At 27.3% G+C, this 17,585-nt stretch carries 17 protein-coding genes and 1 tRNA gene; 4 read left to right on the plus strand and 14 right to left on the minus strand.

Going from position 1 to position 17,585, the window contains the following annotated elements:
* Position 1 precedes the first annotated feature (1 nt).
* The 9 genes from EXC66_RS02920 to EXC66_RS02955 form a co-directional block, all read right to left on the minus strand.
* Positions 2 to 961 carry a phosphate acetyltransferase gene (locus tag EXC66_RS02920; RefSeq protein ID WP_006886817.1) on the minus strand — a complete coding sequence of 320 codons (960 nt, stop codon included), beginning with the start codon at positions 959 to 961 and terminating at the stop codon, positions 2 to 4.
* Positions 962 to 1,077: 116 nt separating this feature from the next.
* On the minus strand, positions 1,078 to 1,515 hold the full coding sequence (locus EXC66_RS02925) for a hypothetical protein (protein WP_006886816.1): 438 nt from the start codon (positions 1,513 to 1,515) through the stop codon (positions 1,078 to 1,080).
* 58 nt (positions 1,516 to 1,573) lie between these two features.
* Positions 1,574 to 2,497: an NAD(P)/FAD-dependent oxidoreductase gene (locus EXC66_RS02930; protein ID WP_006886815.1), complete on the minus strand. Its 924-nt coding sequence runs from the start codon at positions 2,495 to 2,497 to the stop codon at positions 1,574 to 1,576.
* 174 nt (positions 2,498 to 2,671) lie between these two features.
* Positions 2,672 to 4,225 (minus strand): ATP-binding cassette domain-containing protein, encoded by a 1,554-nt coding sequence (locus EXC66_RS02935; protein WP_006886814.1) that lies wholly within the window; start codon positions 4,223 to 4,225, stop codon positions 2,672 to 2,674.
* On the minus strand, positions 4,215 to 5,825 hold the full coding sequence (locus EXC66_RS02940) for an ATP-binding cassette domain-containing protein (protein WP_006886813.1): 1,611 nt from the start codon (positions 5,823 to 5,825) through the stop codon (positions 4,215 to 4,217). Before EXC66_RS02940 ends, EXC66_RS02935 begins: the two co-directional genes overlap by 11 nt.
* A gap of 182 nt (positions 5,826 to 6,007) precedes the next feature.
* Positions 6,008 to 6,337, minus strand: coding sequence for an ATP-binding protein (locus EXC66_RS02945; RefSeq protein WP_006886812.1), 330 nt, complete (start codon positions 6,335 to 6,337; stop codon positions 6,008 to 6,010).
* Positions 6,271 to 6,624 (minus strand): DUF4143 domain-containing protein, encoded by a 354-nt coding sequence (locus EXC66_RS02950; RefSeq protein ID WP_416371542.1) that lies wholly within the window; start codon positions 6,622 to 6,624, stop codon positions 6,271 to 6,273. The genes EXC66_RS02945 and EXC66_RS02950 overlap by 67 nt, the downstream gene beginning before the upstream one ends.
* 95 nt (positions 6,625 to 6,719) lie before the next feature.
* Positions 6,720 to 6,875: a hypothetical protein gene (locus tag EXC66_RS04330; RefSeq protein ID WP_165166787.1), complete on the minus strand. Its 156-nt coding sequence runs from the start codon at positions 6,873 to 6,875 to the stop codon at positions 6,720 to 6,722.
* A gap of 50 nt (positions 6,876 to 6,925) precedes the next feature.
* Positions 6,926 to 7,273 (minus strand): AAA family ATPase, encoded by a 348-nt coding sequence (locus EXC66_RS02955; RefSeq protein ID WP_129622376.1) that lies wholly within the window; start codon positions 7,271 to 7,273, stop codon positions 6,926 to 6,928.
* Between the two features lie 266 nt (positions 7,274 to 7,539).
* Here EXC66_RS02955 and EXC66_RS02960 point away from each other — a divergent pair, with 266 nt between their 5' ends.
* Entirely contained in the window at positions 7,540 to 8,058 is a 519-nt protein-coding gene (locus EXC66_RS02960) for a type III toxin-antitoxin system ToxN/AbiQ family toxin (RefSeq protein WP_006886810.1), read from the plus strand.
* Between the two features lie 169 nt (positions 8,059 to 8,227).
* Here the strand turns inward: EXC66_RS02960 and lgt are convergent, their stop codons facing one another.
* From lgt to uvrB, 5 genes are all read right to left on the minus strand, one after another.
* Positions 8,228 to 9,187: a prolipoprotein diacylglyceryl transferase gene (gene lgt, locus EXC66_RS02965; RefSeq protein WP_006886809.1), complete on the minus strand. Its 960-nt coding sequence runs from the start codon at positions 9,185 to 9,187 to the stop codon at positions 8,228 to 8,230.
* Between the two features lies 1 nt (position 9,188).
* On the minus strand, positions 9,189 to 10,136 hold the full coding sequence (gene hprK / locus EXC66_RS02970; RefSeq protein WP_006886808.1) for an HPr(Ser) kinase/phosphatase: 948 nt from the start codon (positions 10,134 to 10,136) through the stop codon (positions 9,189 to 9,191).
* Between the two features lie 39 nt (positions 10,137 to 10,175).
* Complete coding sequence (uvrA, locus tag EXC66_RS02975; RefSeq protein WP_006886807.1) at positions 10,176 to 13,019, minus strand: excinuclease ABC subunit UvrA; 2,844 nt, start codon at positions 13,017 to 13,019, stop codon at positions 10,176 to 10,178.
* 18 nt (positions 13,020 to 13,037) lie between these two features.
* Positions 13,038 to 13,445: a hypothetical protein gene (locus tag EXC66_RS02980; protein ID WP_006886806.1), complete on the minus strand. Its 408-nt coding sequence runs from the start codon at positions 13,443 to 13,445 to the stop codon at positions 13,038 to 13,040.
* Between the two features lie 63 nt (positions 13,446 to 13,508).
* Positions 13,509 to 15,500: an excinuclease ABC subunit UvrB gene (gene uvrB, locus EXC66_RS02985; RefSeq protein ID WP_006886805.1), complete on the minus strand. Its 1,992-nt coding sequence runs from the start codon at positions 15,498 to 15,500 to the stop codon at positions 13,509 to 13,511.
* Between the two features lie 65 nt (positions 15,501 to 15,565).
* Between uvrB and EXC66_RS02990 the strand changes: the two genes are divergently transcribed.
* The 3 genes from EXC66_RS02990 to EXC66_RS03000 all read left to right on the plus strand — a co-directional run bounded on the left by EXC66_RS02990 (position 15,566) and on the right by EXC66_RS03000 (position 17,519).
* Complete coding sequence (locus tag EXC66_RS02990) at positions 15,566 to 16,342, plus strand: hypothetical protein (RefSeq protein WP_006886804.1); 777 nt, start codon at positions 15,566 to 15,568, stop codon at positions 16,340 to 16,342.
* On the plus strand, positions 16,332 to 17,432 hold the full coding sequence (gene ychF, locus EXC66_RS02995; RefSeq protein ID WP_006886803.1) for a redox-regulated ATPase YchF: 1,101 nt from the start codon (positions 16,332 to 16,334) through the stop codon (positions 17,430 to 17,432). The genes EXC66_RS02990 and ychF overlap by 11 nt, the downstream gene beginning before the upstream one ends.
* A 13-nt stretch (positions 17,433 to 17,445) precedes the next feature.
* A tRNA-Trp gene (locus EXC66_RS03000) sits at positions 17,446 to 17,519 on the plus strand.
* The last annotated feature ends 66 nt before the right edge of the window (positions 17,520 to 17,585 follow it).

Below are 17,585 nucleotides of genomic sequence, written 5' to 3' on the forward strand. Positions count from 1 at the left end.
ACTAAACTCCTTCTGATTGTAAAACTGTAATTAAAACTGTGTTTAAAACATCTTCAACTGTACTTCCTCTTGAAAGGTCATTTACAGGTTTATTTGTTCCAACAACAACTGGTCCAATTGCTCCATATCCACCTAGACGTTGAACTAGTTTATATCCAATGTTTCCAGCACCTAAGTCAGGGAATACTAAAACATTTGCTCTTTCACTATATGCTTCTCTTGAATATTTTGCTTTTCTAATTTCTGAAACTAAAGCTGCATCAAGTTGAATTTCTCCAATAGCCTTAACACCTTGATAAACTTGGTTAAATAAATCAGTAGCATTTCTAACCATAACCGTTTCATCTGTCTTAGCTGAGCCATCGGTTGAAAAACTTAAAAAAGCTACTCTAGGATCAAATCCTATTTGTTTTGCAAATTCGGCTGCATTAAGACCAATTTCACTTAGTTGCTCTTGGTTAGGTTTTGGATTAACTGAGATATCGCTAAAAATTAAGGTATCTATGTCTTTGTGCATTATCATTACTGAACTAATTGTTTTAATACCAGGTTTAGGTCCAATAGTTTTAAATGCAGCTCTTAAAATATCAGCTGTTGAATAGTTTAATCCACCAACTACACCATCTACTTTACCTTGTGCTAAAAGCATCATTGCAAAAAACGGACGTGAACTTAACGCTTTTACTGCTTGTTCTTCTGTTTCTTTTCCTTTTCTTAAAACTACATAATCTTTTACCATTTGCTCAATCACACTTTTGTCGTTATTCATATTAACAAAATGTAAATTTTCAACTGGCTCATGATCTTTTTCTACTAATAAAGTTACTTCAATGTTTTTGTATTTTTGAGCTAGCTTTTTAGCTGCTTCAATACTTCTATTATCATCACCATCAATTAATACAATTTTCTTTGTTGTATTAATTGATTTAATTTTTTTATCTAATAAATCAATAAATTTCATATCACTCCTATTGTTATTCTTTTATATTCTACTATTTTTTATTTATTTTAAATAACATTGGTATTTTTCAACAATTTATGAAATGCTAAAAAATAAAAAAGAGTCAAATGACTCTCTTAATTTGTTGTCTCTTGGTTTACTCCGAATTCCATTTTTAATGTGTTTTCTTCAATTTGTCTGTTAATTTTACTAAGTAAAATAAATCCACCAACTAAATCCACAATACCTATAAAAAATCCAATTAAAAGTAAAATAAATGAAGTATTATCAATTTTTGATGCTTTAATACAAACTAAGATATGTATAATAAAAGCTGCTATTCCAAGCACAAAAAGAAAGAATCCAAGAACAAAAATCAACATTAATGAACTAAAAGCAGATATATCAGGTCTATCCGCAGCTAATTTTGATAAAGCTGCAATACTTGGAAAAACAAGAATTAAAAATAAAATGTAACTAAAAATTAAAATAAATTTTAGAACAAGCATTGTAACAGTTAAACTTTTTACTTTTTTAAGTTCATTATTATTTAAGCTACTACTTAAAATTTCCATATTTTTCTCCAATAATTATATTTTGTTACAACGGATATTATATTACATTTCAATAAAATTATGCTTTACTGAGTAAATCACTTATAGCCTTTGCTGCTATTGAACCATCACTTGCAGCTGTTACAATTTGACGGATTTTTTTATCAACAATATCTCCGGCTGCAAAAATGCCAGGAATTTTAGTTTGCATATGTTCATCAGTTTTAATAAATCCATTTTCTTCCACAATACCTAAATCTTTAATATATTCATTGCTTGCAACCATACCAATGTAAGGGAATAAAGATGAAACTTTAATTTCTTTTTCAACACCATTATCTAATATAATTGCACTTTCAAGTGAATTTTCTCCATTAATTTCTTTAATTGTAGAATTATATAAAATTTTAACATTAGGTTTTGCTTCTAAGTCTGTAATTAAGTGTTTTTCAGCAGTTAAATGATCAATATTTGTTATTAAGGTAACCTCAGAAGCTATGTTTGATAAATAGGCCGCTTCTTCAACTGCACTATTACCACCACCAAGAACTAGTGAAGGATTTTTGCCAAAAAGAGGTCCATCACAAATTGCGCAATAACTTACCCCACGATTTTCGAATTTTTCTATATTTTTGATAAATGTAGGTACTTTATTTTTCATTCCACTAGCAATTAATACAGTTTTAGATTTAATAATCTCACCACTAGCTAAAACAACTTCTTTATCTAAATCTGAAATATTATTTAACTTGACCACTTCACCATATTTATATACAGCACCGTATTTTTTTGCATGTTCAAAGAACTTTGTTCCTAATTCTCAACCTTCAATTAGTTCAGTTCCGATTCAATTTTCAACCTTAGAAGTTAATGATATTTTTCCACCAGGAGCACTTTTTTCAATAAAGATTACACTTAAGTTAGCTCTAGAAGCATATAAAGCGGCATTTAATCCTGCTGGACCAGCCCCAATAATTGCTAAATCATATATATTTTTATCCATATTTTCCTCCATAAAATAATTTAGTAAATTATACAATAAATTTACAAAAAATCACTTTTATATAAAAAAATAAGTAAAAAAGCCATTTTTTATTAACATAACTTTTCAAAATTAAACTTCTAAATTTTGAAGATTGAAAAAATGTTGCTTCATAAAATGAAACAAACACTTTATTTATTTTTTGTTAAAGTCTACAACTTTAGTAAACAATGGATAATCTTCTTTTTCAATGTGGTGTGAAATCATAATCACCGTTTTATCTAAATTAAATATTTTTTTCATTATATTATCACGATTATTTTTATCTAAATTACTTAAACTTTCATCTAAAATCATGATTTCTTTATCAACATAAAAACTATTTAGCAGATTAATCCTTTGTTGTTCACCAGTTGAATAATTATTATTTTCATCAACTTGATTGATAATAAAATTAGCATTAAATAATTCTTTTAACTCACTACTTCTACTTTGATTTTGTAATAAGTCAACATTTAAAGTATTTTGACTTTCAACACTGCAATAGTTAAATAAATTACTTAGTGAGTCATTTTTAGTTATTTTTGTACCATTAACTAAAATTTCTCCTTCATAATTGTCATATAAGTTTAACATAAGTTTAGCTAAAGTACTTTTTCCACACCCACTTTTTCCAAGTAAAAGTACTTTGTCACCTTTATTTATTGTCAAGTTAAAGTTTTCAAAAATCTTTTTATTATCAAAACTTAAGTTAATATTTTTTAATTCTATTTTCTCAAATTTGTCTACATTTAGTAAATTTGGAGTAGCAAATTTTGCCAAGAACTTTTGTATTTTGTTTCAAATACCCATTATTTGAAAGTATCCACTAAATACTTGAACTGTAAAACTTAATTTTGCTGAAAGAGTTCCAAAATGAACTATAGAAAGGATTAATAATTCAATTCCAATTTTTCCATTTTTAAATAAGAAGAATGCACCGATAAAGATACTAATTTGGATTATTAAGTCTAATAAATTAGCTATATAACTAACAATAGTTTTACCATTGAGATTTTTGTTATATGAAGAGTAAACAGGGGTGATTTTTTGAGTAAATTTATCCACAAAATATTGTTTTTTATTACTAAAGATAATTAAATTATAGATTGATAAAAAGCGATTAACTTTATTTAAAAGTTTATTTTTAATCTCTGACTCTTTTCTTGAAAACTGCCCGTAAAAACTGTAAATTAAGAAATCTTTAATAACTTTAACAACGGTTATACCTAAGAAGATTAACAATAACTGTCAGCTTAAAAAGCTATAAAGAACTATAATTCCCACAACTTCTAAAAATCCATTTAATAATGCTGCTGGAATAATAAGCATTTGTCCAATCATTCCGCAATCAGTTTCAAGAGTATTTAATATCTCTTCTTTATTCGCATTTTTGATATCTCTTGGGTGAGAATTAGCAATTTTTCTATAGACATCTTGTCTTAAGTGATAGTGTCCTCTATATATGATTAATAAATAGAATTTTTGCTGAACAAATAGAAAAACTAATGAAATGATACTAAATGAAGCATAAATAGCGATTTTTATGATTAATGAATTTAAATCATTAGCAGAATTGCTTGTAATATCTTTTAACAATGTAGTTGTAAGTCATAAAATAACGACATTAATAACTGAGAAAATTGGGACAATTAAAATTGTGAATAAATTTAATTTTCAGTTAAGAAAGAAATATTTTTTAAGCTTCATTGATTTCTCCATTCTTAATGTTTATTAATTTATCAAATTTGTTTAAATGTTCGTTATTTAATGTATGAGAGATAATAATAATTGTTTTATCTAAACTTAATATGTAAGGTAAAATGATATTAAAGTTTTCTTTGTCGATATTTGAAAAACTTTCATCAAAAAGTAAAACTTCTTTTTGACTCATTAGTGCTTGAATAAGTGCTAAACGTTGATTTTGTCCAGTTGAAAATTCAGGATCCTTATCAGTAATTTCTTCTTCAGTATCTATTTCAAGGTTAAATAATTTTAATAATTCTTCAACATTAAAATTATCATTATTTTCAAGAGTTAAATTCTCAAGAATATTACCCTCGAAAAAACTCATTTGGGTTTTAGTTAAAAATGAACAACTTTGAAGATTTTCTAAATTGCAAACTTCCTTATCGTTTAACAAAACTGTTCCAGAAGTAATATTTTCATAATGACCTGTAAGTAATTTTATTAATGAAGTTTTACCAGAACCACTGGCACCAGTAATTAATATTTTTTGATTTTTTTCAATTTTCAAATTAATATTTTTTAATATATCTTTATTTTCAGTGCTTAAACTTACATTTTTTAACTCGATTGAATTAAAAATAAATTTACTTTTTTGTTGAGTTATTTTAGCTTCTAGAAGTTTTTTGTCTGTTAAATTAACTTTTGCAAGAACATCTTTAAACACTTTTTTAGCGACATTTATAGATGTTAATGAATTAACAATTGATGCTGAATATGAATTCATATCAAAGAATTTTGTCATTAGAACAGATAATGAGGCTATAGTTATTAATAATGGGTTTACCGCTCAAATAACCATACTTAAACTTAAAATTACAAAAGTATAAAGTAGAGCAAATGATTGCACGATAAAGATATAGATTGAGTAAATATTTGAAAGACTATTTATTTTATTGTAAATTTTCTTTTCTAAGCTATTTGAGTAAGAGTTAACTAACTGTTCACATTGACTATTAATTGAACTAGTAAAAAAATATTCAATATATTTTTTACTTTCACTCATAGGAACTGTATATAATGTTTTTTCTAGATCAGAAATTTTATTTAAATTACTTTTAAATAAATATATAACGGCTAAATATAATCCAAAAACAGGTAATGTATAACTTAATGTTATTGGTGAAATTATGCTAGCTGCAATTAGAATTGCTAAAAATGAAAGTATTGATTTTAATAGAGAAAATATTTGTAAAACATACTCATCAACATATTTAAATGGAGCATTGGTTAGAACATAAAATCAATCATTTTTATCATATTTACTACTTTGACATAATTTTAAATTCGCATAACTTATATACACTTTTTTACTGATATAACTATTTAACTTAGCATCTAGTTTATTCTTAAAAATACTATAAATAAAGGATATAATTAATGAAATAACTAAAATTCCTAGGTAAATTAATAAATATTTTACACTTTGGTCAACCAGTGAATATGTTAAGTTTTGAATTAAAACACCATAAAAATAAGAAACAATAAATTCAATGCAAAAAATTACTAAAAGGAGTATAAAAATTAGTGTGGATATACCTTTAAGCTTAAATAAATATTTCACATTTAATCCTTTCAAAATAAAAAGCCCGCTATTTGGGCTTTATTGTATAACATAATAAATTTATTAATTACAATTAAACGCCCAAAAATAGATTATTAATAATAATCTTTTTGATAATAATTTGAATAAATTGTTTAACCATAACATACTAATTTTACATTAATCTTTTTTTTATAAAAATATTAGTTTTTTAACTCTGTAATTGGGACAACATAAACATTATCTTTTGTTTTAAATAAATCTGATAATCCTGTTAAAACCATTTTAAATTTAGGTGTTTTTTGTTTGTTTTTAGGATTTTTTAAGTTATGCTCAACCACTTGAATTTCAAACTTATTTACATTTTCTATCGCTTTTTTTATCGCTTCTTCACCACCTAATTTACACTCTACAATTCCATATTCTCCATTTTCTAAAACGATAACTGCATCAATTTCAAATCCTTTTAATTCTCTATAATGTTTAACTTCAGCATCAAAAGTTGATGCATAAATTTTCAATTCTCAAAACATAATGATTCAAACAATAATCCTAGAGTATTAAGATCCGTTTTTAAATATTCAGGATTAATTTTTAATGCTGCCACTGCTAATGATGGGTCTACAAAATTTCTTTTATTTGCCATTCTTGTAGCATTTTTTGATCTAATATGAAAACTTCATCCTTGAATTTCATAGATCACAAACAATTTTTCTAACGCTTGGAAATATGAATTATAAGTTAGTCTAGTTATATTTACATCATCCATTATTGTTTTACCATTAGCTAGACTACATATATTTCTAGCGTATGACTTTAAAAATTTTTTGTTATGTTGGAATCTCTTTTTACACCGTCGATCTCAAAGATGTCACTTTTATATATATTTTCTAAAATAAGTTTAGGCAATAATAACTAATTTTCTTCATCAATTGTTAAATTTGATGGTCACCCGTCTCTACAAATATTAAAAACCAATTTATCAAAATTTTTTTCACACAATTTGGGCGTAGGAGAATAATCTGATTCAAATAATTGTTTAAGTGATATAGTTCCATTAGATTCATTCATTTCAAACAAGCTCATAGGATACATTTTTAAATATGTTATTCTACCTATACCTAAATGTAAATTATCATCTTTTTTACTATTGAACCAGTAAATAAAAACTCTCCTTTTGAATTATTATCATCGATATATTTTCTGACTGCATTTCAAATTTTTGGAAAATTTTGTCATTCATCAAAAAGAATCGGTTTTGGATTTTTAAGCAATTCAGATGGAGTAGAATCAATAATTCGCTTATAAAAATTAGATTTATTAGGATCTTGAAATTCCAAAATTGTATTTGAAAAATACTTAGCGATTGTAGATTTTCCGCAAGCCTTAACACCTTCAATTACAAGTCCACCAATAACTTTTTGTCTCTCTAAAATTTTACTTTCAATTAATCTGTTTTTATACTTCATTTTTACCTATAATAGGTATAGGTTTTTGGAAAAATATTCCAAATTAATTTTTATTCTTTTTTACACTATAAATAAGTATTTTTAGTAATAGTTATTTTATTTCACTTTCACTTTTTCCTTATTTCACTTTCACTTTTTTCCTTATTTCACTTTCACTTTTTTCCTTATTTCACTTTCACTTTTTCAATTAAATTTAGGAAAACAAAACGTATTAAAACATAATCTTTACATTCGCTTGGAATATAAATTAATAATATAATTTAAATATGAATGAAAATATAGTTAATTTTACTGATAGATTAGGATTTTATACAGTTGAACCAAGCTATCTTGAATATTTACACTTACAAGATAGAGAAGTTCAATATAATCCAGAATATAGAACAAAAGTTAAACCTCATTTAGGAATAGTTGTTAATTGTAATGATCAAATGTTTTTGGTTCCATTAAGTTCGCCGAAGGAAAAGTTTAATAGTATTAGAAATAATTTATATGAATATCACAAAATATTTAGTAAGGAGCAAAAATTAATTGGAATATTAATGATTAAAAAGATGATTCCAGTAACTTTTAATTTAATATCTAAAATTCAGTTTGAAAAGGAGAATAAGTATCACCATTTACTTACTGAACAACTCCAAATCATAAATAAACTAAAGAGCGAAATTACTAAGAAAATAACTACTTTTTATAAAAATAAGTTGAATAATAAATTTGTGTATGGTTCAACAAATCTAATTTTAGATCTGAAAATATTAGAGAATTATATAAATGACAAAAAATAATATATAATTTAAATATAAAGTGAGGTGTATGCCACCTATATCCAAAGAGCAAGGTTTTATGTGAGGTGTATGCCACCTATATCCAAAGAGCAACTTCTAAAGTAAACTAGGTTAATTCCTAGTTTTTTATTTAAATAAAAAATCGGCTATACACCGACTTATAAGATTATTATTTAAATTTAGCTAAGAATTTTTGCAATGAAAATCTGTTTTCAATTGTTTTTTCACTAGCATATTCTCAATCTCAATAATATGATTTTTTAACTCTGTTATATTTAGTTCTGCTAAAGAATTCAAAGTAAATAAATACAATAACACCAACTATCGCAAACGCAATAGATACAATAACATAAAGATTATATGAATCTTGACGATAAGGTTCCATTATACTACGTACTATTCCATAGTGTACAAAGTATAATCCTGAAGTTGCTCCAGGTTTAAATATTCCAAATAAGTTAAAAATTCAAACAATAATTATATATCCGATGATGTTTGCTATACCTTCATAAAGGAATAGAGGATAACGATAAGCTGCTCCGCCTTGTCCAAATAATGATTCACTAAGACTATCAATTATATACATATTTTGAGCAAAAGATTTACCAAAAATAAGTGAACTTTGTCCAGAATAATCAATTCTTCCATAAAGCTCATGGTTAGCATAATTTCCTCAACGACCTATAAATTGTCCAATTAAAATTGTTGGAATGATGTAAGAAGCAACTTTACGCATATCAATTTGATCTCTTTGAGTATAACCATATCATAAATCTAAAATAACCGCTAGAATAACTCCACCTTGAATTGAAAGTCCACCATCTCAAATTGCGTATCAATGTGAACCAGCAAATGGTGCAGGTGAGTAAAGAAGTTCTTCAACAACAAATCCTAAACGAGCACCAATAATAGCTGATGGAACAGTTATCAATATAAAAGTCATCAATATTTCAATTTTATATTTTGCACGATATCAAAAGAATGTAATTGATAAAACTGAAGCGATGATTCCGAGCATAATCATCAATGAATAAACTCTAAAATCATATGAACCAATGCTGAATAATGGAGTATTAGCACCGGCATGAATTCCTACTTCAGGAACTCAAATCGGAGTTGGATAGTTCATTTTAATTCTCCCTTCTTGATTCTATTGTTTTAATAACATCATAACCATCATGTCTTGCTAAATAAGTACTTACAGCAGCTTCAATAAGTGAGGCTGTATTACTTCCATCTTTAACCGGGATTCTAATTTTTTTAATTTTAGTATTTAATATTGTATATGTAAGAATTTGAGTTCCGAGTCTATCAAGAGAATTTTGTTCGTTTTTTTCAACCAATTCAATAACAAGTTGAATTTGGCACTTCGAAGCAACTGAACGAATTCCATATGTATATTTCACGTCTATAATTCCGATTCCACGAACTTCTAGGAAATTTCTAGTAATCTCTGGACTTCTTCCATAAACTACTCCACCAATATTTTTAATTAGAACAGCATCATCAGAAATAAATATATTACCTTTTTGAATCAAATCAAGTGTGGCTTCAGACTTTCCTAAACCTGATTGACCGATGATTAAAACTCCTATACCACCTACCTGAACTAAACATCCATGAATTTGTGTTTCTTCGGCAAAAAAACTATTTAATTGTGAACCTATTGTTGTCGTAATTGTTGAATTTGAATGATTTGTCACACAAACAGGAATTTTAAATTCATTAGCTGAATCAACTATTCAAGGTATAACATCAGGACTTACACCTTTTGAAAGTATTATTAGAGGAGGGGTATGTTTAAAGACAGATCTTAGTGCTTCACAAGTTTTTTCTTTGCCAATTGATAAAAATCATTTACTTTCTGTGGTTCCCCATGAAATAATATTGTTTTGGATATATGGATGATCGATAAATTGAGCTAGTTCAAGACCAACTCTTTTAATCGCTGGTGCTTTAACATCTAAAAAATTTGGATTTGACTCAAAATTAATCACATCTAAATTGTACATATCAACTATTTTTTTAGAGTTTATGCTTTTCCCAATTCTTTTTTGGTTAGTATTTGTGCTGTTCATTTCTTCCTTTTTTATTTTAATATTTATTATTATATTGAATTATTTTTCTTTTAATAACATTTGTTTAAGGAACATACCTGTATAGCTATTAGGATTTTGAGCAACTTGTTCAGGAGTTCCTGAAGCTACTACTTGACCACCGTTGATTCCACCATCAGGACCTAAATCAATGATATGATCAGCAGACTTAATAATATCAAGATTGTGTTCAATTACCACAACTGAGTCTCCATTATCAACAATTCTATTTAATATCTTAAGTAATTTATAAACATCATGGGTATGTAAACCAGTGGTAGGCTCATCTAAAACATAAATAGTTTTACCGGTAGGTTTCTTTTGTAAATATAGAGCTAGTTTAATTCTTTGTGCTTCGCCACCACTTAATGTGGTTGAGCTTTGTCCTAATTTAATATATCCAAGCCCTACATCATACATAATTTGTAAAATCTCTTTAATCTTTGCCTTATTGTCAAAAACCTGAAGTGCTTCTTCAACGGTCAAATTTAAAATTTCTGCGATATTTAATCCATGATATCTAATTTCAAGGGTTTCTTGTTTAAATCTAGTACCTTCGCAATCATCACAAGGGGTATAAACATCAGGTAAGAAATGCATTTCAATTTTAATGTAGCCTTCACCAGAACATTTTTCACAGCGTCCACCAGGAACGTTAAAACTAAATTGAGACTTAGTATAACCTCTAGCTCTTGATTCTTCAACATTACTAAAAATGTCTCTAATTAAGTCAAATACTCCTACATATGTTGCTGGATTTGATCTTGGAGTTCTACCAATTGGCGACTGTGAAACTGAAATTAATTTATCAATATTAAATAAACCATTTATTGATTTAAATTTAGCTTTCTTAATATATTCGGTATTTGCTTTACTAATTGCACTTTGTACACCGTTGACTAGAATGTCATTAATTAATGTAGATTTACCTGAACCAGAAACACCAGTAACACACACAAATTTACCGAGCGGGATATTTACATCTATATCTTTGAGATTATTTTCTTTTGCTCCTTTAATTGTTACAACTTTACCATTTCCGCTTCTTCTAGTTTTTGGAATTGGTATAAATTTTTCACCTGAGAGATATTGACCAGTAATTGATTCTTTTACTTTAGAAATTTCACTAACACTACCTTGAGCAACAACTCTTCCACCATGTACTCCAGCTTCTGGTCCAATGTCCACGATATAATCAGCTGAAAAAATAGTTTCTTCATCATGCTCTACAACAATTAATGAATTCCCTAAGTCAACCATTTCTTTAAGAGCTTTGATTAATTTTTGGTTATCTTTTTGATGAAGACCAATTGACGGTTCATCAAGTACATAAAGCACTCCTGAAAGTTTTGAACCAATTTGAGTAGCTAGTCTAATTCTTTGAGCCTCACCACCACTTAAAGTTTCTGCATTTCTATCAAGAGTTAAATAATCCAAACCTACATTTTTTAGAAAACTAAGTCTTGAATTTATTTCACTTAAAATTAAGTTTGATATAGCTTGTTCATTTTCATTTAAATTCAATTTTTCAATAAATATTAAACAATCAGAAATTGACATCTGTGTTAGTTCATAAATATTCTTATCATTAATCAATACTGCAAGTGCTTTATCATTAAGTCTTGAACCCTTACATACTGAACAACTAAAAGTTCCCATATATTTCTTAAGTCAGTCCCTAATTCTTTCACTTGAAGTATCATAGTATTGATTTTCAACTTTAGTTAAAATTCCTTCAATTTGTTTTCTTCTTCTTAAAACATTACCACTTGTAGAAACTAGAGTATATTCAATTTCATCATCAGAACCGTATTTTATAATATCAAGTTGTTCCTTAGTAAACTCTTCAATAGGTTTATTAGTAGGAATATTATAGTGTTTTAATAACACTTCAAACTCCTGTCATTCTAAATTTGTAGTATTTACGGTGTTTTGAAATATTTTGATTGCACCTTGTTCTATTGTTCTTCAAGGTTCTGATACTAAAGCGTCAAAATCTGCTTTAATATCAACCCCTATACCTTTACAATGATGACACATTCCTGATGGAGAGTTAAATGAAAATAATTTTGTTTCAATCTTTGGCATATCAAAGTCTTTATAGATACACGAGTGATTTTTAGAATATAACTTCTCAATATTTTTATCAATATTTTCAACTTTTAAAAGACCATTTGAAATCTTAAATGCTATTTCAATAGCCTGAGTTATTCTTAATTTATTATTTTCATCAACTTTAACTCTATCAACTATTAAATCTATTGTGTGACGTGAATTCTTATCTAAATCAATTTTGTCTTCGAATTTATAGGTAATTCCATTAATTCTTACTCTTATATATCCTTCACTTTTATATCTTTCAAGTAAATTTTTATGAGTTCCTTTTTCATTGTCAACTAATGGTGCATAAATAATTAATTTTTCACCTAAATTTTCTTCAATAACCTTGTTTATTATACTTTTAGATGTTTGAGAAGAAATTAAAATTTTATGTTTTGGACAAAAAGGCTTACCAATTCTTGCGAATAATAATCTAAAGTAATCATAGAGCTCAGTCACAGTTCCAACTGTTGAACGTGGATTATTGTGAGTTGTTTTTTGTTCTATTGAAATCGAAGGCGAAAGACCTTCGATACTATCTACATCAGGTTTACTAGTTCCACCCAAAAACATTCTAGCATATGAACTAAGAGAGTCAACATATCTTCTTCTGCCCTCTTCGTAAATAGTATTAAATGCTAATGAGCTTTTCCCTGAACCACTTAATCCAGTAAAGACAACTAGTTTGTTTTTGGGAATTGTTAAACTTATATTTTTTAGGTTGTTTTCTCTTGCACCTTTGATAATAATTTCTTGATTTTTCATTATATTTAACTCTCTATATTATTCAGGTAAATTGCAACCACTAAATGGTTCAAATTTAAATGACATTTTTTGAATTTTGTTTAATTCATGTTCACTAAAAATGTTTAATTCGATTAAATTTTTTATGTCTTTAGTTGTACCTACAAGTTCAAGGTAAGTAAACTTCTTATTCATTTCCTCTTCAGTAAAATTTGATTTTTTTCTTTTGATTAGACTAAATAAAGTTTTATGAAATTCCTTTAATGCTTTGGAAGTTTCTTTTAAATTATTGATATTGTTTTTTGTTAGTATATCTCTTTCTTCTTCACTTAAATCTGATACTACAGATAAAATTTTTCTGAGTGCATCGTAAACTGAAGTAACAGTTAAAGTTAAATCGTTTATTATGTCTTTATTTTCTCTAATTTCTTCTACAGAATATCACATATTTCTCCTTAAAAGTTAATTTTTTATAAATATAACTTATATTTTATAACTTTTTATTTAATTTTATTGCTTTTCTAATTCTAGAATAATATCTCTAAGTTCAATAGCTCTTTCATAATCCATCTCTTTGGCTGCTTTATTCATTTCATCTCTAAGTCTTTTAATGGTTTGCTCTTTTGCACTCTTATCACTCTTAGAAAGCTTTTTACTCACTTCTTGTTTATTTATTAGTAAATCAACTGCATTCGCTAATTTCTCATTCATTATTGGTTCACTAATTGGTTTAACAATTGTCTTAGGAGTTATATTGTGCTTTTTGTTGTATTCAATTTGAATTTTTCGTTTTTCTTCATTATCTTCAATTGCTTTTTTCATACTGCGACTAATTTTGTCAGCGTAAAAGATAACTCTACCAGAGGCATTTCTAGCTGCACGACCAGCAATTTGGATTAAACTACGTTCATTCCGCATGAAACTTTCTTTGTCAGCGTCAAGCACTAAAACTAAAGAAACTTCAGGCAAATCTATTCCTTCTCTAAGTAAATTAATCCCAACAACAACGTCAAATATTCCCTTTCTTAACTTTCTTAAGATTTCATTTCTGACAAAAGTGTCATATTCAGAGTGAATATAAGCAGCTTTAATGTTTTTTAGTGTTAAATAACTGCTTAACTCTTCAGCCATTCTTTTGGTGGTAGTCAAAATAATTGTTTTTTCATTTTTGTCTATTTGTTTTTTGATTTCGTCGTGAATGTCTTCAATTAATCCTTCAGTCTTTTTAACTTCAATGATAGGATCTAATAATCCAGTAGGTCTAACATATAAACGAGTTATAACACCTTCTGTTTTGTCCATTTCGTAATCACCAGGTGTAGCCGAAATATAAACTTTTTGAAAATCAAAATCATTTTCAAATTCTTGAAACTTAAGGGGTCTATTCTCAAGAGCGCTTGGTAATCTAAAGCCATATTCCACTAAAGTTTCTTTACGACTTCTATCACCCTTATACATTGCCTCAAGTTGTGGTATCATCATGTGTGATTCATCTATAAAAATTAATGTGTCAGTAGCTAAATAATCAAATAATGTATAAGGTCTTTGACCAAAATCTCTATTATTAAGATACATTGAATAATTTTCTATTCCAGTGCAAAAACCATATTCTTTTAAGTCATCAATGTCATTTTTAACACGTTCCTGAATACGTTGCATCTCCAATAGTTTGCCTTCATTCTTAAACTTTAATACTTGTTTATCTAACTCTTGAAGAATTTTGGGAATGGCTTTTTCAAAAACTTCATTTTGAACTGTATAAGCCTCTCCAGGGTAAATAGTGTGAGTTTTATATCTCTTAATAACATCCTTAGTTAATGGGTCAATATGTAGGATCTCATCAATTTCATCACCAAAAAAATCAACCCTGATTAAAAATTCTTCATTATCACTTGGAGTAATTAAAAATGATTCACCCCTAACCATAAATGAACCTGGTACATGATCAGTTTCATTTCGAGAATATTTGATTCTAATTAGTTTTTTTGCAAATTCATTAAATTCAATTTCCATTCCAACAAAAATATCAAAGAAGCTTTTTTGATACTCTTCTGGGCTTAATGCACCATAAATACTTGAAACTGAGGCAACAACAATAACATCTCTACGACTTAGAAGTGAATTAACTGTGCTCATTCTTAATATTTCAATATCTTGATTTGTTGATGAAGTTTTTTCGATGTAAGTATCTGATTTAGGAATATACGCTTCAGGTCGATAGTAATCAAAGTAACTTACAAAATATTCAACAGCATTTTCAGGAAAAAATCCTTTTAATTCGCTATATAGTTGACTAGCAAGAGTTTTGTTATGAGATAAAACTAGTACAGGACGATCAAAATTTTTAATGACATTGGCAATAGTAAAGGTTTTACCAGAACCGGTAACACCAAGCAAAATTTGATGCTCCATTCCACTTCTTATTCCATCAGTTATTTCTTCGATTGCTTTAGGTTGGTCTCCGCTAGGTGAGTAAGATGAATTTAATTTAAAAATAGACATATTTTAATTTTATTAAATTTAATAGTTTTTAATTTATATTTAATCATTAATGTATAATTACAAATATGAAATTTAAACCAATTTATCTAACCGGTTCTTGTATAAGTTTAACTTTACCATTAGCTACAGTAAGTTGCTTTGAAAAAAATTACAAAGAAAATTTTGATAAAAGTGTTGCAGAAATGGATAAATTTTTACTCGAGATTAAAGATCAAAAAGAGTATAAATCATTCTATAATGTTTATAATTTATTTTTGAACAATATAAAAGAAAATTATGTTAGAGCAGTTCAAAGTGGCGAAGGAATACAACAAGGAATTTACAAAGCCATCGCAGCACAAATTTCAGCGTTGATATTAGAGGCTAGAAAAATCATTAATAAACTCAGTGATATTGATAAAACTAGTGATAAATATATAAGCGAAAAAGCGAATTATCAAGACTTGCTTTTTAATGTTTATATGTATCAAATCCCGTTAAATAACATTTTTTATGTAAGTTTTACTCGCATTTATACACCAACTGAGAATAAAAATAATCCTAGTTTAGTTGAAAAATTGACCTGAAAAATTAAAGAATTAAAAGATTCAAATTTAGATGATAAACAATATTCTTTATTATTGGGGGCGACGGTAAAACTTTACTCAGAAGTGCTATTAGAGGAATTAGATAAAATAAATTTTAACCTTACTGAAAATGAATATCATAAATGAAGTGAAATATTAAATAAAAAATATGAACAATTTAATCAAATATACAATAAACTATTAAACAACGAAGAGATTAATTTAGAAAATAAACAAATTTGAAAATTAGATTACGAGGAGAATTATGTCACTTAAAGCAGGTATTGTCGGATTACCGAATGTTGGAAAAAGTACACTTTTTAGTGCATTAACAAAAAAGCAAGTTGAGGCGCAAAACTATGCTTTCACAACCATTGAACCAAATATTTCATCAGTTGCACTTAAAGATCCTAGAATTGACAAATTAGCTGAATTAATCAATCCTAAAAAGGTAGTATATGCAACTTTTGACTTTGTTGATATCGCCGGATTAGTTGAAGGAGCTTCAAAGGGAGAAGGACTTGGAAATAAGTTTCTCTCAAACATTAGAGAAGTTGATGCAATAATTCATGTTGTGCGTTGTTTTGAAAATAAAAACATCATGCACGTAGCTAATTCAGTTGATCCAGCCAGAGATCAAAAAATTATTAATCTTGAACTTATTTTAGCTGACTTAGAAACCATTAATAATGTTTTACATAGAGTTGAAAAGAAAGCAAAATCTGGTGATAAAATTGCTCAAATTGAAAAAGAAGCAGCCTTAAAAATTAAGGAAAAATTAGAATCTGAAAAACCAGCTAGAGAAGTTGACTTAAATGAAGAAGAATTAAAAATTATTAAAGGTTATCAACTTTTAACACTCAAGCCAATTATATATGTAGCAAATTTAAGTAATGAACAAATAGTTGACTATAAAAATGATACTTTATTTAATGCACTAAAAAACTCTCTTGAACCAAATACCACTATTATTCCTATTTCTGTTCAAATGGAATCAGAATTAATTCAAATTGAAGATATCAATGAAGCAAAAGAATTTTTAAGTATGTATAATGTTGAAAGAAGCGGTTTGGATATTTTAACTAGAGAATCTTTTAACTTATTAAATCTTGAAACATACTTTACTGCTGGTGAAGTTGAAGTTAGAGCGTGAGTTTATAACAAAGGCATGTTAGCACCTCAATGTGCTGGAATTATCCACAGTGATTTTGAAAAAAAATTCATAAAAGCTGAAGTAATTTCATATAATGATTTTATTGAACATAACGGAGAGCTTGGTGCAAAAGCTGCTGGTAAAATGCGTCAAGAAGGCAAGAATTATGTTATGCAAGATGGAGATATTTGCCACTTCAGATTTGGTAAATAATCTCTTTATTTCTGGGAGTTTAGCATATCGGCTATGCAGCGGTCTCCAAAACCGTCGAGACGGGTTCGACTCCTGTAACTCCCGCCAGAATAAGTTTACTAAGGTAAACTTTTTTATTTTAAATTTAAAATAAATGCGTAAATACGCATTTTC

This window comes from Mycoplasmopsis anatis, assembly GCF_900660655.1.
GTDB classification, from domain to species: domain Bacteria; phylum Bacillota_I; class Bacilli_A; order Mycoplasmatales; family Metamycoplasmataceae; genus Mycoplasmopsis; species Mycoplasmopsis anatis.